Genomic DNA, 21,407 nt, shown 5'->3' with positions numbered 1-21,407 from the left:
ACAGCTTTTAAAAAATATTTGAACCCTAATACAATTTTCAATGAAAGATGGAGGTAACAAAATATGTATGATGTAAACTCAAAACATGCGGACGATTTTATTAACCATGAGGAAATCGAAGAAACACTCGCTTACGCAGACGAAAACAAAGACAATGTGGAATTAATCGATGCCCTGATCGAGAAGGCAAAAAAGAGGAAGGGACTTACGCACAGGGAGGCTTCTGTTCTTTTAGCCTGTCAGATTCCGGAAAAGAACGAGGAAATCTTTAAGCTGGCGGAGCAGATCAAAAAAGATTTCTATGGCAACAGAATCGTTATGTTTGCCCCTCTTTACCTCTCCAATTACTGCATCAATGGATGTACATACTGCCCGTATCACAGTAAGAACAAACACATTGCCAGAAAACAGCTTTCGCAGGATGAAATCCGCCGCGAGGTTATCGCGCTGCAGGATATGGGGCACAAGCGTCTCGCACTGGAAGCAGGTGAAGACCCGGTCCGCAATACGATGGATTATTATCTGGAATCAATCAAGACTATTTACAGTATCAAGCATAAAAACGGGGCAATCCGCCGTGTCAATATTAATATTGCGGCAACAACTGTCGATAATTACCGCCTGCTGAAGGAAGCCGGAATCGGAACTTACATCCTGTTTCAGGAGACATATCACAAGGAGAGCTATCTTCAGCTTCATCCGACCGGGCCGAAGCACGACTATGATTATCACACAGAGGCTATGGACCGCGCTATGGAGGGCGGCATCGATGATGTTGGTGTTGGCGTACTGTTCGGGCTGGATAAGTACCGCTACGAATTTGCAGGACTTCTGATGCACGCCGAGCATCTGGAAGCTGCTTTCGGAGTCGGGCCTCATACAATCAGCGTTCCCCGACTGCGCCATGCAGATGATATCGACGCCGATGCATTTGACAACGGAATCGATGATGATACGTTTGCCAAGATCGTAGCCTGTATCCGGATTGCCGTGCCTTACACCGGCATGATCATTTCTACAAGAGAAAGCCAGAAATGCCGTGAGCGTGTACTCCACCTCGGGATTTCCCAGGTCAGCGGCGGGTCCCGCACAAGTGTAGGCGGTTACTGCGAGCCGGAACCAGACGATGAAAAATCAGAACAGTTTGATGTCAGTGACAAACGAACTCTGGATGAAGTTGTGCGCTGGCTGATGGAAATGGATTACATACCGAGTTTTTGTACGGCATGCTACCGTGAGGGACGTACCGGTGACCGTTTCATGTCTTTATGCAAGAGCGGCCAGATCCAGAACTGCTGCCATCCTAACGCACTGATGACATTAAAAGAATATCTGATGGACTATGCATCTCCTGAAACAAAGGCAATCGGTGACAAACTGATCGATAAAGAAGTGTTAAATGTACCTAATGAAAAAGCCCGTGCGGTAGTAGAGGAAAACCTGCGCCTGATCGCACAGGATAACCGCAGGGATTTCAGATTTTAACATATGGTTATAAATTTTGGAATCCAGATTCATAACGACTCTGGATTCTAAATTTTTCAGACAGACTTAAGGAGGTTTTACATGAGCTTAAATTCCACACCCTCATCCGACCGGATCCACATCGGAATATTTGGCAGGCGAAACGCAGGAAAGTCCAGTATTATCAACGCGATAACCGGGCAGAATCTTGCAATCGTCTCAGACATCAAAGGCACAACAACAGACCCTGTGACTAAGGCGATGGAACTTTTGCCTCTGGGCCCCGTTGTCATCATCGACACCCCCGGACTGGACGATGAAGGCGAACTTGGCCTGCTGCGGATCCAGAAAGCCTACCAGGTACTGAACAAGACAGACATTGCCGTACTCGTTATCGATGCATCCGTCGGAATGACTGCGGCAGATGAAAAAATCCTCGGGCGGATACAGAAAAAGCAAATCCCGTATGTCGTCGTATGCAATAAGGCAGATTTGTCTTCCGAAAAACAGCTGGGCAGTCTGTCAGGCACCGCCAAGATTGCCGCCGGCCAGTTTATCGCCGTAAGCACAGTCACTGGGGAAAACATCTATGAACTGAAAGAACTGATTGCGCGCCAGGCCCCCGTTTCCGACGAGCAGCACCGGATCGTGGCTGATCTGATCAGGCCGTCAGATTTCATCGTACTCGTGGTTCCTATTGATAAATCCGCACCTAAAGGTCGTCTGATTCTGCCGCAGCAGCAGACGATCCGCGACATTCTGGATACGGGTGCCGTTTCCATCGTTGTCAGGGACAGCGAGCTGAAAGATACGCTTGCCGGTCTGGGGAAAAAACCGTCCCTTGTCATAACGGACAGCCAGGCATTCGGAAAGGTTTCCAGAGAAGTCCCTGCAGACGTCCCTCTCACATCATTTTCCATCCTCTTCGCAAGGTATAAAGGAAATCTGGAAACCGTGGTACATGGCGCAGGCACGCTGGACGAACTACAGGACGGTGATACAATCCTGATATCCGAAGGCTGTACTCACCACCGCCAATGCGAGGATATCGGCACGGTAAAACTTCCCCTCCTTGTAAAGAAACATACAGGAAAAGAAATAAACTTTGAGTTTACGAGCGGGACCGAGTTTCCTCTGGACCTTTCAAAATACAGAATGATCATCCATTGCGGCGGCTGTACCCTAAACGAGCGCGAGATGAAATACCGTCTGAAATGTGCCGGAGATCAGGAAATCCCGATCACAAACTACGGGATTGCCATAGCTCATATGAACGGGATTCTAAAAAGAAGCATAGAAATGTTTCCAGACCTGTAAATCCACAAAAACAAAAGGCCGGATTAAATCAAAGTAACAGGCATGTGCATCATGCCGAACAAAAATAGCACCAAACCTCCGATAAACAGCATTCCCGATGCGGCCACGAGAAAAATAACGATCCCGGGCTTTCCGCCCGGGAAAAGTTTATCCCGGTATCCCGGCCTGCCGCTGTGAAGAAGATAATTTCCTATGTACAGACACGATGGCGCGGCAGCACACATCATCATATAGAGGCCCGCACTCAGCATAAACGTATAGCTGCCCTGCACCGCCGCCATATTCAATGAACCTTGGGAATCCCACACTCCCAGCTTCTCATATACCCCGCTCATTCCAAACAGCAGGATGATTGGGAGAAGATTATTGATAAAGTGAAAAATACTATTATAGACCATATTTTCACTTTCCAACAGAATATAGGCCATCACTGCACCACCGATCGCTGTCGGCACAAACCGGACCGGGTCCCCGTGGAAAATTCCGAATACCGCTGCACAGACGACGATTGCGGCCCACCTATGTTTTTCCGGATTCATGCTCCGCAAAAAGACGCCCCTGAATATGGCCTCCTCACAGATGGCCGGAGTAACCGCAACAATCAGAAATGCGGCTATAAAGGGAACATTGATCATCTGGGTACTTAACCCGATATTCACATTCAGGATTCGTTCCGGAAAGAAGATACTCAGCAGCAGCACTAATGTCATTTCAATCAAAAGCGCCCCCACCCACATCAGAACCGTACCAAAAATCCCGCCGGCAGACGGCCTTTTCACCGGAAACAGCTGTTTAGGATCTCCCCTGAATACCAGAACGAGCAGCAGCGCCCCGGCAAGCATAAGCCACTCCGCAAGCAGCGTTCCATATAACCCGAAAGGCGCCAGCATCTTCGGCGAAACAACAAAAATGATCAATGCTGCAAAAGCCAGCACGACCAGTCCCTGCCATAGTTTTAATTGTTTATAATTTTTATCCATTTTACCTCCCAACCATAAAAGCCTGACTTCATGATAAACAATTCTGAAAACGGAACGCAAAGGGGTCAGACCCCTTTGCGGAAGGGTCTCCCCCCTCCACTTAAGTATCTGACCTCACGCTCCTGTATTTACAGCCATCATCTTCTTTTTCCGCATTCTGGCCGAACATGGTATCTGCGGTGATCTGTATCTGCTCCTCCACTTTTTCCTCAGGAGGCTTCTCCCGCTTCGGAAATATGATATCCGCCTTGAATAAATCGGCCTCAGTGGATATCTTCAGTGTGCCATACTGCAGCTCTGTAAAGCTCTTTGCGATCGCAAGCCCAAGTCCTGAACCCTCGGTATTTCTTGAGGAGTCTCCGCGGACAAACCTGTCGGTAATCTCTTCTGTATTGAAGTTCAGTTCTGTGGCTGAAATATTCTTCATGGAGATGCGTACCTCCTGATCTGTCTCCTGCATATCGATGTATACCCGTGTATGCGGCATTGCATATTTGGTAATGTTTACGATCATATTTTCAAAAATCCGATAGGTCTTCTGGCTGTCCAGCCAGAGTACGATCTTGTGTTCAGGCAGTTTCCATCTGAAATCCAGATTTGATTCTTTTATCTTATTATCATACTCTAAACCTACCTGTTTAAGCAAGCCCACAATGTCTACATCCATAAAGTTCATGGCGACATTCTTGCTGGCTGCCTTGCTGATCTCGAATAAATCTTCGATCAGGACCTTCAGCCTCAGGGATTTTCTGTCTAATACTTCGATATACTCCTTTCTCTTATCTTCATTCTTCTCATTCTTCAGCAAATCCGTATAGGTGATAATCGCTGTCAGCGGAGTCTTTAAATCATGAGAGACATTTGTGATAAGTTCTGTCTTCATACGTTCACTCTTTACTTCTTCCTCCACCGCCTTTTTAAAGCCATTCTGAATCTTTTTCAGTTCCTCCTCGATCGGGTTGAAGATTCCCATGTCGCCCTCGATCGGTGTATCCAGATCCCCTTCTGCCAGCTGGTTCGTCGCCCGCAATAGCAGCTTATACTTCTTCTGGGTATCGTGGAAATACTTCCTCAGGAATAAAAACAGGACGATGGAATAAATAACCAGTGCCACCATTCCATAATACCAGAGTGCACAAACAACAATCAGAACTGCAAAGTTTATCAGTACAATCTTTAAAATCGTGCGGTTGGTCCGGTCCTGGAAATCCAGATGTATCAGCGCGTTATACTGTTTTTTGAAAAACGCTTTTCCCCTGCTCCAGAGACTGTCTGCCCCATCCTTTACTTTTTTACCATACGCGTCTCCACCTCTTTTCGACCAGCGTATCACTCTCGCACATAATGTCCTCTGCATCCAATACTCCTTTTTCATTGTAAATATAGAACTTAGACAGACAAAGCACCAGAAAACAATACCATATACGAGCAGCCATGCCGCCGCATTTATTACAAATGACAGAATATCCTTTGCGGGATATCCGGCATTGGATGATATCAAAGGGAGCTGGCTGCTGATTGTAAGCCACACTAATTTTGACATCAGATATCCGCTGCCAGTTACAAATCCCATTACGCACAGTACAATTTCAAAAGGTACATTGTTTATCTTCCCCCTGCCAAATGCAAAGCTCTCTTTCACAGTCAGGAATACCGCTGTGAATGCAAGAAGAACAACAAATGCAGTAATAAAGCCGTTATAAGTGATATTCCCATTTAAATCATAGATGTGATATTCCTGGGTAAATTCATTATCATTTAAATAGGCATTCAGATTCTCTTCTGTAAAACCATAAATCACCTGTACTGTGGATGGTTCTGAAATCGACTGCCATTCATTCGCATCCGTCTGTGACTCCAAAAGATATTGTTCCACCTCATACTGTGAGCGGGCATTCAACTGGTTCCCGCCAACTTCGATATCTGTCAGTTCACCGTCTTCATCGAAAGTAAATGCTGCCCTGAACGCATACGGGGTATTATTCCTTTTTCCCAGATCGGCTATCACATCACCGCTGTTCTTATCCAGCAGTGCATCACCACTCCAGTCAAAGATTTCATAATCCATGTATTTGCGCAGGAGATCGAATTGGTCTCCCCCGTACTCCTGCAGTATATATGCTTTGTCCGTTTCTTCATTTACTTCGTTGTATAAAATATAGTTCCCCTCGATCAGCGCTACTGACATATTCCTGAGAGAATCCAGATTGGCATCATTCCCGTCCAGTCCGTCCTGCATCTGATCCGAAAAAACAGGGTATGCCGCAATCATCCCCAGAGAACAGATGAGCAGTACGACCACTGCCAGTATGACTGCCAGCCTATGACTGTTTTTCAATTTTGTATCCAACTCCCCACACCACCTTCAAGTATTTTGGATTCTTTGGATCTACTTCAATCTTCTCACGGATGTTCCTGACATGCACCATGATCGTATCTGTACTGATCGCCTTCTCCTGCCACACTCTTTCATAAATCTCCTCGGCAGAAAATACACGCCCCGGATTCTTCGCAAGCAGCAGCAGAATCTTATATTCTATCGGAGTCATTTTCACCGGATTCCCATCCACCGAAACCTCCACCGTATCTTCGTTTATCTCAAGCCCGCCGATCACATGCACATTTTCCTTCGGTTCCAGTTTTTCCATAAACCGCCTGTAACGCCGAAGCTGTGAATTTACTCTGGCCATAAGCTCCATCGGCGTAAAAGGCTTCGTCACATAATCGTCGGCGCCAATATTCAATCCCATAATCTTATCTACTTCTTCTGATTTTGCGGAAAGCATAATCACCGGGAAATCGTACTTCTCCCGCAGTTTCATCGTCATGCGGATTCCATCCATTCTCGGCATCATAACATCTACAATAGCAAGATGGATTTCTTCCCTCTCCATCACTTCAAGCCCTTCCACACCATCTGCCGCCTGAAACACCTGATATCCCTGGCTCTGCAGGTAAATCTGTACACCTTCTCTGATCTCTTTGTCGTCTTCTACAATTAAAATATGATTTGTTTCCATCTCTTCCTCCCTGGTATATATTAAATGAGTATTTATGCTGAAAGTACTTTCAGCAATTCAATGATGTCTGCAGAGGGGTCTGACCCCTTTGCTTAGATTTCTTTTACCAGTATACCACATTCTGGTGCATTTGCACTTGTAGGAAGCTCCGGAATATGCTTTTTATCAACTTCTCCATAGTTATGGGCAGCTACTGTTACGGTAGAAAACGGAAGCGGTATCACGTATTTATCCCATCTCCAGCCCAGACGCAGCTTGGAGGAATAAGATACGGATATGCCGACAAAATCCTCCTGTGCCTGCTCTGACAAGTAGAATGCCAGTTTCTTCGGCTCATGTCTTGGTCCCAGCGGTCCGTCCAGTGCAACTGCAATGGAACGTGTCCTTTCATAAGCATTCTGTAAAATTCCTTTCAATGCACCGAAACTTGCGAAGCCGTCCGGAACCCTGAGTGCACTGCCGCCGCAGCGCTTTATCATCTTTTCTATATAATCGCCCCTTGTATCTGCGGTCACAATCACATCTACCGGGCTGGTCTGCTTTGCCAGCTCCGCGAGCACGAGATTCATAAAGAAACTGTCTTCATGCCAGAAACCGAATATCTGGCTGCCCCCGCACATGGAATTTTCGGCCCACTGTACGTTTACCGTTTTTTCAAGAAGCTTTAAATAACCTGTAAATAGATGCACTAAGATTTCCTGCCCAATTTGTCTCATTCTCATATTCTCTTCCCTCTTCTTTTCTCTGATTGATACACTGTGTGTAAAGCAGTTCCTCATATACTGCCAGGCTGGATGAGCGGAAACCGGCTGCTGTTATCTCTGCCTGCTGTTTTAATTTCTGATACCGTTCTTCATTCAGCGCTTCTAGAACTTTTCCCGTCCATTCTTCAATATCTTCATTCGTCATATAACCGTTCTTCCCATCTGCCACGATATCTTCCACACCGGTTGCCTTAACCGCGACTACCGGATTCCCGGCTGCAAAAGCCTCTGCCAATACGATTCCCTGTGTCTCTGATTTTGATGCAAAAAGGAATAATTCACAGGCATTCAGATAATGCTTCATTTCTGTATTTTCTACATTCCCGACAAATACAACTTCTTCAGAAATACCAAGTTCTGCCGCCATTTCTTCTAACTCGTCCCTCATGCTTCCTTCGCCGATAAGGAGCAGTCTGAAAGATTCGTCCATTCTCTCTTTCAGCCTTGCAATTCCTCTTAACAGGAACTTCGGATTCTTTTCCGCCTCCAGACGGGATACCGAACAAAACAGATGCTTTCTTCCCTGAAGGTACTTTTCCCTCAGTTCTGCCGACTTCTCTTCATCTTTAATATAAAATGAATCTTCCAGCCCTGTCGGGAAAACAGCCGTGGGAGTCTTTGTCCCGCCTTTTCTCATAGCCTCCTGCATGCTGGCCGTCGGCGCAAGTATCAGGTCACACTGATTCGTAAACCATTTCATATATCCGGGTACTAGCTTTTCCTTCCCAAACCTGTAAACATTTTGCCTTGCAGCGCTTCTTTCCTCCACATTTTCAAAAAGACGTATATAATGCAGATAATCTTCGTACTTCGTATGGTAGGTATAGATTACCGGGAGATTATATCTTTTTCCAAGGTACAGGGCCATCGGTCCTACATACATCGGGTGGTGCACATGGATGCAGTCAAATTTCTCTGTTTCAAATGCTTCGAGAATCTCTCTGCTTATCATACGCGGATATACCATTCCGTTATCCATCTTCCGCCTGCTGGTCCGGTACCGGATAACGTGTTCCTCACTGTACTCGTCACAATCCTGTGGTAACTCCTTATATTCAGGGGCAAAAACCATCACCTGATGTCCGAGCTTTGCCAGTTCCTTTGCCTGCCTCTCTACCGAGATCGGCACGCCGCCTACAAATGGTTTATAATTATTCGTCAACATTGCAATCCTCATTGTTACTCCTCCTTTATCCCAAAACCTTTATAGCTGCTTCACCGAAGAAATACCCGGCCCCTACAAATACCAGGTTCCATATAAAGATCCCCATTGCCGAGCTTATTGTATATTTCATAAAATCCATTTTTACCATACCTGCCGGGATAGAAATGATCGTCCTTACCATTGGGAGCAACTTGCTGACAAAAACACCGGTGCTTCCCTTCTCACGGATCATCTCCATCTTATTTTCAATCACGGCCTGCTGTTTTGGGAACTTTTTAAAATAGAACCCCATCACTTTCGGTCCGCCCAGTCTTCCAAGAAAATATAAAACCCAGCTTCCGGTCAGCCCTGCTGCCAGAGTCAGTATCATCACGACCGGAAAACTAATTTCTCCTTTCGCCGCCCAGATTCCCGCCAGCGGCATTATCAGGCCTGCCGGAAATCCCGGGAGGTTCATATACTCCAAAAGGACAATCAGGTAGATAAAAAAGGCACCATACTGCAAAAAATATTGAGTTAATGTTTGGATATTCATAGAATCAGCCTCCTTTAACTGTTTATAGAATAAAACAGATTTCTAAAGGAGGCTTACATAAGAATCAAAAGAATTTCTTAACAAGTTATAAGAATTTATGAATCGTGTGCCATCTTCCAGAACACAGGTATATAAGAAACAAAAGAGAAAAGCATCAGCGCCCCGCAAAGGGCAATCATTCCATTCGCCGCGCCCATCGGGATCTGCGGAAACAGGATCAGGATGAACATAACCACATACAGGACAGCCGTACAGACTTTCCCGAACCATTTTGCCCCGTCCAGCATTTTTCCTCTGCGAAGCATAACAATTCCCATGATGGCCATGAATCCTTCTTTTACAATGAACAAAATAATCAAAGGTATCATCCAGCGGAACCGGAAGGAAAGTGCCAGTACGATCGCTCCCTGTGTCAGCTTATCCGCAATCGGGTCCAATGCTTTGCCGACCTTCGTAATCATATGGAATTTGCGAGCCACAAAACCGTCCAGAAAGTCAGTAATGCCCGAAATCCCTATGATGACCGCTGCCGCGTAGTAATCGTTGATTGTCTCTGCTGTTACATATCTCCACACAATAAACGGAATCAATATGATTCTGAAATAGCCCATTAAGTTAGGTATTGAAAATAATTGTCTGCGGATCGGTGTATCTTCATTCATCTTCTGACGCTCCCTCTTGTAATGCCTTTGTCTTTTGCTGCACCTTATCGCTCGTTTCTAAGCGTGGGGGATATCTGTAAATTCGGAAATCTCCCTGCTGATCGTACACAGGTCTTCTGTACTCAGATCATGGATGTCTTCATGTCCCGTGATTCTGGCGAATGTCTTCAGTTCCTCAAAACTGCACGTTAAAAAGTTTCCAACCCTTCTCGATGCAGCATCTACTTTCAGTCTTTCCCGCAGTTCCGGATTCTGTGTCGCAACGCCTACCGGGCAGTTGCCGCTTCCGCATATACGGTACTGCTGGCATGCCGCAGCGATTAATCCTGCGGAAGCAACAGCCACGGCATCTGCCCCCATTGCAATCGCCTTTGCAAAATCAGAAGATACGCGGAGCCCCCCGGTAATCACAAGACTGATATCTTCGGCGCCGTGCTCGCGCAGATACTTCTTTGCACGGTACAGGGCATAAATAGTCGGAACACTCGTTGCATCACGCACAAGGCGCGGACTTGCACCTGTGGCGCCGCCGCGGCCGTCAATGGTAATAAAGTCCGGCTCAGCATACACGCAGTACTCAAGGTCCTTCTCCAGCTTTCCCGCCGCAATCTTGATTCCAACCGGCCGGCCGTCTGACGCAATGCGCAGTTGTGTGACAAGATCTTTTAGGTCTTCCTTGGAATTGACCTCTTCAAATTTTGAAGGGCTGATCACATCCTTGCCGAGCGGTTTGTTTCTGACCGCCGCAATCTCAGGAGTAACCTTTTCTCCCGGAAGGTGGCCGCCCATGCCGGGCTTTGTCCCCTGCCCGATCTTCAGTTCGATCGCATCGGCATTGCGCAGGTTCTCAGGTGTCACGCTGTATTTATTCGGAACATATTCGAATATGTACTTATGTGCCGCTTCCATTTCCTCCGGCAGAATACCGCCCTCGCCGCTGCACATTGCCGTCCCTGCCAGGGCCGATCCTTTTGCCAGCGATATCTTCGTCTCTCTGGAGAGCGCACCAAACGACATGTGGGAAATATATACAGGCCCGTCCAGCACCATCGGCTTCTTCGCATTCTTACCGATCACAGTCTTAATATTAACTTCTGCATGTTCATCCAGCGGAGGAGGATTCAGCTGTGCCCCCAGCAAGAGGATATCATCCCAATTCGGCATCGGCATCTTTGTCCCCATCGCCTCGATGATGGATTTTCCGCTCACTGCCATCTGGTGGATCTCTTCCATATACCGGCAGGAATCATCCTTTCTGTAGAACTCCGGGGAATAAGCGAGAGGGTCCTGCTCTTTCTCAACGGACGGAATCTCATGTTCCTTTTTCTCCTCTTCTCCCTCTTCCTTCTGGAATACACGTACCGGCTGTCTGCACACCGGACATGCCGTCAGCTCAGAAAACGGAACCTCTTCTTTCTCCTCATCATAAATGAATCCACATACTCCACACTTAAACTTTGCCATGCCGTATCCTCCTTTTACCAAATGTAATCTGCATCATATTGATTTCATTATAAACCCGGAAAATCATAAGGTCAACAAAAACAGGAATAATTCTTATTTTCAAATATAACATCACTGCTCTTCTGTAAATACGAATCAATCACTTTATCGTTCCCGATGCCGTGCAGCTAGGGACACGGCACGGTGTGAACAGTAGCGGTCAGTTCCGCCCCTCCCTCTTCATACCACTTCTGCACAAATTCATCAAAATAATTAAGCGGCTTCTCACCGCAGATAATCTGCAGGAATGTTTCGGTTTCCAGCCTTTTCAAATGATGCGGAATCTCCCCGTCTGCATCCCCCATCGGCAGCGGCAGCGTCCCCCTTCCTGATTCGGACAGCAGGCTGACCGCCTGAATCCGGGATGCATAGGCCGCCCATGCATTTACAGTCGTCAGCGTTCCGTTCATATAGGATTTACTTGTCTCATAATAAGCTCTCTCCATCCCGTTTAGTTCCTGAACGCGCATCTCCCCATCCATCACCTGTTTGATATTCGCAGTTGTCCGGTAAAGGCCGTCCCAGTAATCCACATTGATATTCATGGGCCGGGCAGTAGGGTCTACATTCATGGAGAAATAATCATTAATATCGTGGGCATTGAGATCCTCATACCTCGTATAGTCAAAGAGGACACTCACATACTTCCCTACTACCTCCGGATGTTCATAGCCCTTCCTCACAACCACATACTGCCAGTCGTTATAAGACTCCAGCACAGCTTTTTTCTGCCCACTTAAGAGATAGGGTTTCCAGACTGCTGCTCTGTTCCCTTTGCTTGTCGTGCTCAGCGGATTGTTTGGCGCCCACCAGTAACCGAACAGGGCGCCGCACTTTCCTTCCGCTACCATCTGGTCCAGATTCTCCGTACTGCGCAGGAGGAACCGCGGGTCAAGTATCTTCTCTGTATACAATTCGTGCATATAGCCAAGGGCCGCTTTTGTCTCTTCCATCACAGAACCATAGACGACATTTCCCGTATCATCCAGTGTCCATTTGCCCGGGACTGCACCGAACTCTGTGAAAATCGGGTCCGCCCCGTAAGTCGAACTGCTCCCTGAGATCAGCTCCGTGCTGCAGGCCAGCCCCACAGTACTGTTGTCCCCTGCCATGTCCTCTTCCACAAAACGCCGGGCAATCTCCATCGCATCTTCCATTGTCTCTGGTTCCGGAAGGCCGAGCTCCTCGATCCAGTCGGCGCGCATCCAGAGCAGCATCGTACCGTGGTCAATTACCGTATCCGGAAATGCATACAGCTTCCCGTCAAATGTTGCCGAACCAAGAAGTCCGTCCCCGTAGCTTTCATACATTTCCTTAATACGGTCTGTTGTGCATTCCTCGTATACCTGGGATAAATCCTCGATCATCCCCCTGTCTGCCAGACGTTTCAGGGTGTCACGCCCTTTAATGACCAGCACATCAGGAATATCGTTGTCCTCGATAGCCATCTCCACCGCCTGTTCATATGTAGAACCATCCTCCAGTTCAAAAACATCCTTATTCTGGATATTCAGCATCTTTTTTAAATACTGGGTATATGCATTGTCCTCATAGGTCGCCCCGACGGGAAGATTAGCGTGATTCGCCCCTGATATTTTCCCCAGTGTATAAGTAACCGTTTCGGGATATTTGCCATACGGTGTGTGGATAGCCTCCACCATCTGGACGGAATCCTTTTTTTCCTGTTCTGTCCTTGATGCGGCCGGAACATCAGCCTTTGAAGCTGTACGTTCCTGTCCTTCCGATTTTCCACAGCTGCCCAGCAAAAGCGCAGCCAGCCCCGCAGAAATAAAACACTTGGTCAGCAGGGATTTCCTCAAGCGCTTCTTACACCTTTTTTTCCTCATGCCGTCTCAATCCCGCTCCTTTCCTGTGGTTCGTCTATCTGTTTTGGAATACAGATCTCCACGCTGGTCCCTTCCCCTTCCCTGCTTTCAATCGTCACACTGCCCTTCTCTTTATAAAGCAGTTTAATCCTGTCATATACATTATGTACGCCGTATCCGGGAGACTGATATCCCAGAATCTGTTCTGCCTGTTCCTTTGGCATCCCATTTCCGTTATCTCTGACAATAAACGACAGCATGTCCTGTTCTTCCTTCACGATAATCCACAACTGCCTGTCATCCTTTTCCGAAGGGTCCAGACCGTGGTCGATCGCATTTTCAACAAGCGGCTGGAGAATCAGTTTCGGAATCTCACAGCCATATACCGCCTCATCCACGTCCTCGATTACCCGGAAGCTATTGTCATGCATGATCAGCTGAATCCGAAGATAGGCACGGATATTGTTCACTTCACTCTCAACCGTAGTCATCGTTTCTCCACGGTTCAGACTTGTCCGGTAATAGGTGGACAGGTCTAATGTAACCCTGCTGATGTCATCCTCACCTGCCTCGATTGCCTTCCAGTTGATGATAGACAGCGAGTTATACAGGAAGTGGGGATTAATCTGCGCCTGAAGCGCACGCATCTCTGTATGCTGGAGTTCGATCTTTGCCTCGTATACCTCTGAAATCAGCTTATCAAGCTCATCCATCATGCGGCTGAAAGAACGGATCAGCGTCCCGACTTCATCCTTAGAGTCACTGTGCACAGTTACCTTGCGGAATCCCAGATGTACCTGGTTCATATTTTCTGTCAGGCGTTCCAGACAGGACACAAGCCTTTTGGAAAAGAAATAACTAAGCGCCGCAAGCAGGATAATGCAGATTCCGATAATGGGAATGTTGCGCATAACCAGAAGATATGTGGATTTCGTAATGATTTTTTCCGGGCGGTATATGCAGAACGTCCAGTCTGTATTGGACATCTTCTGCTCGGAACAGACGTAATTCTCACGGAGGTATTCCAAAGACTCAGCCTTCTCTGGCCGGTAGTCCGGTTCCATCGAATAACTGGAATAGACGACATTTCCCTCCGCGTCAAACACAAGTCCCCCCGTATTGTCCTTCAGCAGGTTGCTGAAGGGCTCCAGTACTTTCGCATAGTCCAGACGCATCTCAAGGACCGCCGAGATATCCTCATTCCCGTAGAACTTCCTCGCGGCCACGATCTCACGGTCGGCCCCCCTCTTCACAAACCATTCCAGAAGGCTGCGTCCTGTCAGCCGTGAATACCATTCCTGATCACGGATCTCAGACATCGGAATCAGGGTAGTCCCGTGCGCCACCTCGATATTGTCGGAATATATTGTGATCCCCTTGATTTCCTGATGGTAAACAAGCGGCATCTCAAGGAGAGGGTCAACGACATCCGTATAGCGGATATAGGTTTCATAGTCCCGGCTCTCCTTCTGGCTCAGGACATTGCGCAGATCCTGGGAATACGACAGATAATCAATCAGGTTCTCATAGATCTGCACCTGGTTCTCGATGCTCTCCACGGCCTGGTTCACTGACTTATCCATACTGTCAGTCTCCCGCTCCTTCAATTGCCTGATCATGCCCGTCTGCATGTAGGCAACAATGATAATAACCGGCAGAATCCCCGCCGCGATCGTAAGCAGCGCAATCTTGTAGCGGTATTTTAAATCTTTATACTTCTGAAGTATTTTCCTGTTCATTCGCATCTCCCCGCCTGCAGGATTCCGGCGAAGTCCCGAAGAACTCCCGGAAACTCCTGCAGAAATAAGACGTATTTGAAAATCCCACCGACTTTGCAATCTGCGTAATCTTCATGTTTGTATCCTGCAGCATTTCCTTTGCTTTGTTCATCCTCACGTCCCTTATAAAACGGTTCAGGTTCATCCCGGTCTCTTCTTTGAAAACTGCACTTAAATAACCGGCGGACAGGTAAACCTGTTCGGCCAGCATCTCCACACTCAGGTTTTTATCATAGTTATGGTAAATATAACTTTTCACCTGCGTGATTTCTCTCCTGAATCCTTCATTCGTCTCCTGCTGGTAAGCCTCCAGTTCCCGGATCGACTTCTCGGTAATATCCAGCACCTCACGGATTGTCTTGCAGCGGTACAGCCTGTCCACGGTTTTGGACAGTTCCTTTTCTGCATCAGAAGACATGGCCTGAAAGATTTCTTTCACAATGCTTGAAAAGACAAATTTTACATACATCTCTGAAAACTGCTTCTCCGTGCGGTACTTCTGTTCGAGCCTGTGAAAATCCTGCCGCAGGTGCGTCATATCTTTATATTTGATATCCTCTGAAATGCTCCCGAGGATTTCTGCATCCTTCACGGCCGCCGTACTAACATCTTCCTGCTCCTGCCCCACAGTGAACACATGCTGCTTCGGCTGGTAGAACTGCTCCTCCAAAAGTTCTTCCATCCGCTGGAACTGTCCGGGCAGCTTCGAGGTATCCCCTGTCTCTTCACTGATCACAAAATAGCACTCCGTATCGTAACGCTGGCGGAAGAACTGGTACATCTGGTTCGCAAGCATTTCATAATCCGCGTACTTCTCCCTGAATAAAAAGAGGGACTCATTCGAATTCAGGTTCAGGTAAAAAAAGGCCCTGCCGGTCTGCTCTTTCAGGCTTGAAACGAAATGCTCCTCCTCTGTCTCGAAAAAATTATCGGAACTCGCCGCAAGAATCATCCTCACATATCCATCGAGCTCCCCGCCCGCTATTTCATCCAGTTTCCGTTCTTCCTCCTCATTTCCCGTATAGAGATAATTCAGCAGAAAATACTTCTTCAGATAACTTTCTTCCACAGTCCGCTTTTTCTCCTGTTCGAACCGTGCCTTAAGCTTCTCTGTAATCCTTGTAAATGTTTTATGAAACTCCGCGGGGTCTACCGGCTTAAGGACATAATCCACAACACCGTACCGCAGTGCATCTCTTGCATATGTAAAATCGTTATAGCCGCTGAAGATCACGATCTCCATATCGGGATACATCTCCCTCGCCTTCTTCGTCAGCTCCAGTCCGTTCATATAAGGCATCTTGATATCGGAAAACAAAATATCAACCGGCCCTGCGCTCAAAATCCCAAGGGCCGCCTTCCCATTTTCCGCCTCCAGGATCTCCAGTTCTTCTTCCTCCCGTTTCAAAAGAAATTTGATTCCGTTTCTCTCCAGTTTCTCATCGTCTACAATCAATATCGTAATCATTTCCCATTCCCTTTTACATGTCCGAAAACAGCAGTATTCCTCTGCCACACCTGACAGAAGAATACTGCTGCTTCCATATTAACGAGTCCCTTTTATTGTAAATCATATAACTCAGGATTACAAGCTTATTAGCCCTTCACTGCCCCTGCGACAACGCCTTCAATGATATATTTCTGGCAGGCAAGGTAGAAAATGATAATCGGCACGATCGCCAGTACGAGTGTCCCCATCATTGCCCCCATATCTACAGAGCCGTACCCTCCTTTTAAGTACTGCACCGCAATCGGAATTGTCTTATACTTCCTTGTATCCAGTACAAGTGACGGGAGAAGGTAGTCATTCCAGATCCACATGGCCTGCAGGATGGTGACTGTAACACAGGTCGGTTTCGTGACAGGCATAACGATCCTGAAAAATGTCTGGATCGGCGTACATCCGTCCATCATTGCCGCTTCCTCGATCTCCAGCGGGATGGATTTCATAAACCCGGTAAACATAAAGACCGATAGTCCCGCCCCGAATCCCAGATAGATAATAATAATCCCCCAAGGATTTCCCAGTTTGAGCATGTTTGCAATCTTGGACAGTGTATACATCTCCATCTGGAACGGCACGATCATCGCAAACAGACACATCAGATACAAGATCTTGGTAAACTTCGTATGCACTCTGCTGATATACCATGCACACATTGAGCAGCAAAGTATAATCACAGCTACCGAGCCGATTGTGATAAACAAACTCCAGCCGAATGCCTCGAGCAGGCCAGTTTTTTCGATACCGCGTACATAGTTCTCCAGACCTACAAACATATTGTCCGTCGGGATCTTAAACGGGAATTTACTGATATATGCCTTCTTCTTAAAAGAATTGAGAATAACCAGCGCGATCGGATATAAGTACAGCAGGCTGATGATTGTAAATATCAGTGTCAAGAGCCATCCGTGTTTCGTTTTTCTTGGATTCATTACTGCTGCACCTCCTTCGACCTCGTCAGTTTATTCTGTAAGACTGCAATGACACCTACAATGATGAAGAATATAACGGCTTTCGCCTGTCCGACGCCTTCATACCCGGTCCTTCCATAGAATGTATTATAGATATTCAGGGCGAGCAGTTCAGACATCTTGGACGGAGCACCGTTCGTCAGTGCCAGGTTCTGGTCAAAGAGCTTGAATCCGTTTGTCAGCGTCAGGAATGTACAGATCGTTATCGACGGCATAACCATAGGAATTGTAACGCTCTTTAAAATCTGCCGTGGGCTTGCGCCGTCAATCTTGGCCGCCTCGATCAGTTCCCCCGGTATGTTCTGGATACCGGAAATGTAAATAATCATCATGTATCCGACCTGCTGCCAGCACATCAGGATTACCAGCCCCCAGAACCCGTAGACGGATGAATATGTCAGTGTCCGCTCAAACTTTGCCAGAATACCGTTCAGCAGCAGCTGCCAGATATACCCGAGCACGATACCACCGATCAGGTTCGGCATAAAGAAGACTGTACGGAAGATATTCGTCCCCTTAATTCCTTTTGTCAGAAGAAGCGCCACCGCAAAAGCAAGCACGTTTATAAGCAGCACGGATGCAACCGTGAACAGCGCCGTATACCACATCGAATGCAGAAAGGTCGGGTCATCCAGTATCTTAACATAGTTCTTCAAACCGACAAATGTTCCGTCCGTCACCGTTGTAAACTTACAAAAAGATAAATAGATTCCCAGCAAAAACGGGGCTATGAATCCAATTGTAAATGCAATCAGTGTAGGAAGTACAAACACCGGAAAATATTTCTTTATCGCTTTTTCCATCTTCTCACTCCTCACTTAGATAAAAAGCTCCGCCAGAACTGCCGGAGCTTTTTTTGCTATGCTATATCTTCAGATCTACTCGTTTGCTGCCTTGTATTCTTCAGCCCAGCCGTCAACGAATGCTGTCTTCACTGCATCCCATTCTCCGGTTCCCTGTGCGTATTCCAGAAGAGCGCTTCCCACATTATTCTTCCAGTTTTCGGAAGGCATTGTTGTGAAATTCCAGCTTACAGGTGTTTTGCCTGCTTTTGTGTACTCGTCGTTTGCTTCTACAAGCGGATTGGATGGAAGGTAATCATCAAAAGTAGTAAACGGTGTTACGAATCCCATCTCAGTTGACAGAGCTTCGCGTCCTGCATCGCTCTCAACTACCCATTTCATAAAGTCCAGAGTTGCCTGAATATCTTCTTCGGATGCATTCTTGTTCACGCACCAGTAGTTTTCAGAACCTGTACAGAGTCCCTGGTCTTCCTCGCCTTTTGCACCGATGTAGATTGGAAGCATTCCAAGGTCTTCATCTGCTACTTCATTGTCTTTAATATCATTATAAGCCCATGTACCATTCTGATAGAATACAGCCTCACCGAGTGCAAACTCAGATGCCGCATCATCACCTGTCTTAGAAGAAATCAGGTTTGGTTCACATGTTGAATCTGTGATATAGAGATCCCAGATATTTTTGTAGTTATCCAGATATGTTCCTTTAATCGCATCTGTAGATGTGATTCCTTCATCCTTATATTCGTAATAAATCGGCAGGTTAGCCAGATGAGTCTTGAATCTCCAGTCAGAGGAAGAATCCATTCCTGCTGATGTAAACGCGCCTTCTACACCCAGATCATCCTTATGTGCCTGAATGCCGTCTGCAACTTTCTTAAGAGCATCAAAGCTGTTGAGGTCATCAATTGATTTCACTTCCGCATCTGGCAGTTCAAAATATTTATTCAGCAGTGCTTTGTTGTAGATAATGCCGTAAGTCTCGATTACATATGCGATTCCTTTGACTTCATCGCCTTCCTTCAGTACATAATCATCACTCTGTACATCTTTATAAACATCGCTGTCTGCAAGATCATAGCAGTAGTCTTTCCATGTTGCCAGACCTACCGGACCGTTTACCTGAAATAACGTAGGAGCTTCGTCCTTGGCCATTTCAGATTTCAGCTGTGACTCGTATGTTCCTGAAGCTGCTGTCTGTACATCTACCTGTACCCCGGTTTCATCCGTATATTGCTTCGCGAGGTCAACCCACTGGTCTGCCTGCTCCGGCTTGAAGTTCAGATAATACACCTTTCCGCTTCCGCCGCCCTTATCATCTGTTTTGGCTTTCTCCTCCCCGCCTTTACTTCCGCATCCTGCAACAAGGCCCGCTGCCATTGCCGCTGTCAACAGAACTGCAATCAATCTTTTCTTTTTCATAGTTTCTTCCTCCTTTTGATAAAACCTATGTTGTATCTGTTGAGTTCATTATAAGAAAATTCATCAAATCAGGATATAATAAAAAATTCAGAAACATGTTCAATTTCCATGAACCTGTTTCTGAACTCTTATTTCCGCCCGCCATTTAATATATCATCGATGATTCTAGATGCCTCACTTTTCGTAATCGTCTCCGGATCCCATTCCAGAGTTACGCCATTGTTGCGGATGAGGCGTTTCAGGAATCCGATCTGCTTGGGTGTTGCGGCCGTCTCCTTTTTCAGTTTATAATTCAGGGTTACCGGCTGAAACAGCTTCGGCTCCTTCTCCTCGAAATAGTGCGCCAGCGTCTGGTAAAGCTTCGCCGTAGCCAGTGCGTCATGATACGCCCGGTGTGCAGCCTGATTGTCGATATGGTAATAGTCACACAGGCTTCCAAGGCTTTTGGACTCCATATCCTTATGCACCTTGCGGGCAATCTTCAGTGTGTCAATTCCTTCTCTTTCAAAAGTAAGCCCTTGGGAAAGCGCGCAGACCTTCACGAAACTATAATCAAAGATCACGTTATGCCCGATCAGGATATCCTCCTCACAAAACTCCAGAAAATCCCGGACCACATCCTTACTGCATCTTGCGCCGGATACCATGCCATTCGTAATTCCCGTCAGATTCGTGATCACGGGTGATATCTCCTCCTTCGGGCATGCAAACTCCATGAAACGATCCTGTACCCTGCCATCCCGTACTTTCAGCGCCCCGATCTCTATAATCTCATTCTGGTCAGGACGAAGCCCTGTTGTCTCCAAATCAAATGCGATATATGACCTTAACATGTCTCTCCTTCCTTTAACAGCGAAAGAACATCCAAAAGCGTATCATACCGGTGCCATGCCATGTTCAGAATCTCCTGATCCGGCTCTACCAGATCTGGTATGATGACAGCCCTCATTCCCGCAGCCACAGCAGAACGGATCCCCGACGGAGCATCCTCCAGTGCCAGTGCATGCTCCGGGGAAACACCGATTTCGGCGCATGCCTTCTGGTAAATCTCAGGGTCTGGTTTGCCGGCCGAAACCATATCTCCGTAAACCGCACCGTCAAAATACTTTAAAAGGCCGTGCTCTGCCATCAGGCTTGAGGCATGGGCCTTTCTGGAAGAAGTTGCAAGAGCGGCCTTATACCCCTCTTCCTTCGCGAATCTCAAAAGCTCTTCTACTCCCGGTTTTACCTCAAGCCCTTCCTCGTCCACGATCTGGTGGTACTTTTCACGTGTCAGGACAGAAAACCTGTCCATCGGGAAGTCCGGGCATACATGTTCCCGGAAATACGCTTCCCTACGCTTCACATTGAACCCGATCGTATTATAAATATGTTCGCCGAACCTTTCATACCCCAGCACTTCACCCGCATAATCCCAGGAGCGCTGGACGACTCTCTCGGAATTGAAAATGAGCCCGTCCATATCGAAGACAAGCCCATATATAGGTGTTTGAAACTGATTACTCAAAATAAATCCCTCTGCCTGTACAATCATTAATATAAGTGACAACCGCTTCCAATTTCCCCACTGCAGTTTCCATTTCTTCCAGCTCTTCCCCGCGGAGGTCCTTTGAAACAAGAGATTTCTTTACATCCTTAAGCATATGAATAAGTTCCTGATTTTTACTGGCCATAATGACTTCTCCCTTCGTGCTTG

At 46.9% G+C, this 21,407-nt stretch carries 19 protein-coding genes; 2 read left to right on the top strand and 17 right to left on the bottom strand.

Features of this window, described 5'->3' with window-relative positions; translation table 11 throughout:
* Positions 1–63: 63 nt before the first annotated feature.
* On the top strand, positions 64–1,485 hold the full coding sequence (hydG, locus tag ABIN22_RS06020; RefSeq protein ID WP_346907327.1) for a [FeFe] hydrogenase H-cluster radical SAM maturase HydG: 1,422 nt from the start codon (positions 64–66) through the stop codon (positions 1,483–1,485).
* 81 nt (positions 1,486–1,566) lie between these two features.
* Positions 1,567–2,781, top strand: coding sequence for a [FeFe] hydrogenase H-cluster maturation GTPase HydF (hydF, locus tag ABIN22_RS06015; RefSeq protein ID WP_118621381.1), 1,215 nt, complete (start codon positions 1,567–1,569; stop codon positions 2,779–2,781).
* Positions 2,782–2,804: 23 nt separating this feature from the next.
* Here hydF and ABIN22_RS06010 read toward each other — a convergent pair whose 3' ends face one another.
* The 17 genes from ABIN22_RS06010 to ABIN22_RS05930 form a co-directional block, all read right to left on the bottom strand.
* Positions 2,805–3,761 carry a CPBP family glutamic-type intramembrane protease gene (locus ABIN22_RS06010; protein ID WP_346907325.1) on the bottom strand — a complete coding sequence of 319 codons (957 nt, stop codon included), beginning with the start codon at positions 3,759–3,761 and terminating at the stop codon, positions 2,805–2,807.
* A 100-nt stretch (positions 3,762–3,861) separates the two neighbouring features.
* Complete coding sequence (locus tag ABIN22_RS06005) at positions 3,862–6,111, bottom strand: sensor histidine kinase (protein WP_346907323.1); 2,250 nt, start codon at positions 6,109–6,111, stop codon at positions 3,862–3,864.
* A complete protein-coding gene (locus ABIN22_RS06000; RefSeq protein ID WP_109730177.1) occupies positions 6,083–6,781 on the bottom strand; it encodes a response regulator transcription factor in 699 nt (232 codons plus the stop codon). Before ABIN22_RS06000 ends, ABIN22_RS06005 begins: the two co-directional genes overlap by 29 nt.
* A 92-nt stretch (positions 6,782–6,873) precedes the next feature.
* Positions 6,874–7,503, bottom strand: coding sequence for a lysophospholipid acyltransferase family protein (locus ABIN22_RS05995; RefSeq protein WP_181368594.1), 630 nt, complete (start codon positions 7,501–7,503; stop codon positions 6,874–6,876).
* Positions 7,436–8,722: a glycosyltransferase gene (locus tag ABIN22_RS05990; RefSeq protein ID WP_346907321.1), complete on the bottom strand. Its 1,287-nt coding sequence runs from the start codon at positions 8,720–8,722 to the stop codon at positions 7,436–7,438. Before ABIN22_RS05990 ends, ABIN22_RS05995 begins: the two co-directional genes overlap by 68 nt.
* A 13-nt stretch (positions 8,723–8,735) precedes the next feature.
* Positions 8,736–9,245, bottom strand: coding sequence for a DedA family protein (locus ABIN22_RS05985; RefSeq protein WP_109730175.1), 510 nt, complete (start codon positions 9,243–9,245; stop codon positions 8,736–8,738).
* A 95-nt stretch (positions 9,246–9,340) separates the two neighbouring features.
* Positions 9,341–9,907, bottom strand: coding sequence for a CDP-alcohol phosphatidyltransferase family protein (locus ABIN22_RS05980; RefSeq protein ID WP_118621385.1), 567 nt, complete (start codon positions 9,905–9,907; stop codon positions 9,341–9,343).
* Positions 9,908–9,964: 57 nt separating this feature from the next.
* Positions 9,965–11,371 (bottom strand): glutamate synthase-related protein, encoded by a 1,407-nt coding sequence (locus ABIN22_RS05975; protein ID WP_109730173.1) that lies wholly within the window; start codon positions 11,369–11,371, stop codon positions 9,965–9,967.
* A gap of 167 nt (positions 11,372–11,538) precedes the next feature.
* Positions 11,539–13,257 carry an extracellular solute-binding protein gene (locus ABIN22_RS05970; protein ID WP_346907318.1) on the bottom strand — a complete coding sequence of 573 codons (1,719 nt, stop codon included), beginning with the start codon at positions 13,255–13,257 and terminating at the stop codon, positions 11,539–11,541.
* Positions 13,254–14,975: a sensor histidine kinase gene (locus ABIN22_RS05965; RefSeq protein WP_346907316.1), complete on the bottom strand. Its 1,722-nt coding sequence runs from the start codon at positions 14,973–14,975 to the stop codon at positions 13,254–13,256. The genes ABIN22_RS05970 and ABIN22_RS05965 overlap by 4 nt, the downstream gene beginning before the upstream one ends.
* Positions 14,947–16,482: a response regulator transcription factor gene (locus ABIN22_RS05960; RefSeq protein WP_109730170.1), complete on the bottom strand. Its 1,536-nt coding sequence runs from the start codon at positions 16,480–16,482 to the stop codon at positions 14,947–14,949. The genes ABIN22_RS05965 and ABIN22_RS05960 overlap by 29 nt, the downstream gene beginning before the upstream one ends.
* A gap of 128 nt (positions 16,483–16,610) precedes the next feature.
* Entirely contained in the window at positions 16,611–17,450 is an 840-nt protein-coding gene (locus ABIN22_RS05955) for a carbohydrate ABC transporter permease (protein WP_109730169.1), read from the bottom strand.
* Complete coding sequence (locus tag ABIN22_RS05950) at positions 17,450–18,292, bottom strand: carbohydrate ABC transporter permease (RefSeq protein ID WP_346907313.1); 843 nt, start codon at positions 18,290–18,292, stop codon at positions 17,450–17,452. The genes ABIN22_RS05955 and ABIN22_RS05950 overlap by 1 nt, the downstream gene beginning before the upstream one ends.
* Positions 18,293–18,367: 75 nt before the next feature.
* On the bottom strand, positions 18,368–19,711 hold the full coding sequence (locus ABIN22_RS05945; protein WP_109730167.1) for an ABC transporter substrate-binding protein: 1,344 nt from the start codon (positions 19,709–19,711) through the stop codon (positions 18,368–18,370).
* Between the two features lie 128 nt (positions 19,712–19,839).
* The gene (locus ABIN22_RS05940) at positions 19,840–20,544 is read right to left on the bottom strand and encodes a 3'-5' exonuclease (RefSeq protein ID WP_346907311.1); all 705 of its coding nucleotides are present in this window, start codon (positions 20,542–20,544) and stop codon (positions 19,840–19,842) included.
* Positions 20,538–21,173, bottom strand: coding sequence for an HAD family hydrolase (locus ABIN22_RS05935; RefSeq protein ID WP_346907508.1), 636 nt, complete (start codon positions 21,171–21,173; stop codon positions 20,538–20,540). Before ABIN22_RS05935 ends, ABIN22_RS05940 begins: the two co-directional genes overlap by 7 nt.
* 37 nt (positions 21,174–21,210) lie before the next feature.
* Positions 21,211–21,384 carry a hypothetical protein gene (locus tag ABIN22_RS05930; protein ID WP_181368593.1) on the bottom strand — a complete coding sequence of 58 codons (174 nt, stop codon included), beginning with the start codon at positions 21,382–21,384 and terminating at the stop codon, positions 21,211–21,213.
* Positions 21,385–21,407: the final 23 nt, after the last annotated feature.

The sequence above is a fragment of the Faecalicatena orotica genome (genome assembly GCF_905197545.1).
GTDB classification, from domain to species: domain Bacteria; phylum Bacillota; class Clostridia; order Lachnospirales; family Lachnospiraceae; genus Faecalicatena_A; species Faecalicatena_A orotica.
The sequence above is the reverse complement of the archived record's forward strand: the minus strand, read 5'-3'. Positions and strand labels throughout refer to the sequence as shown.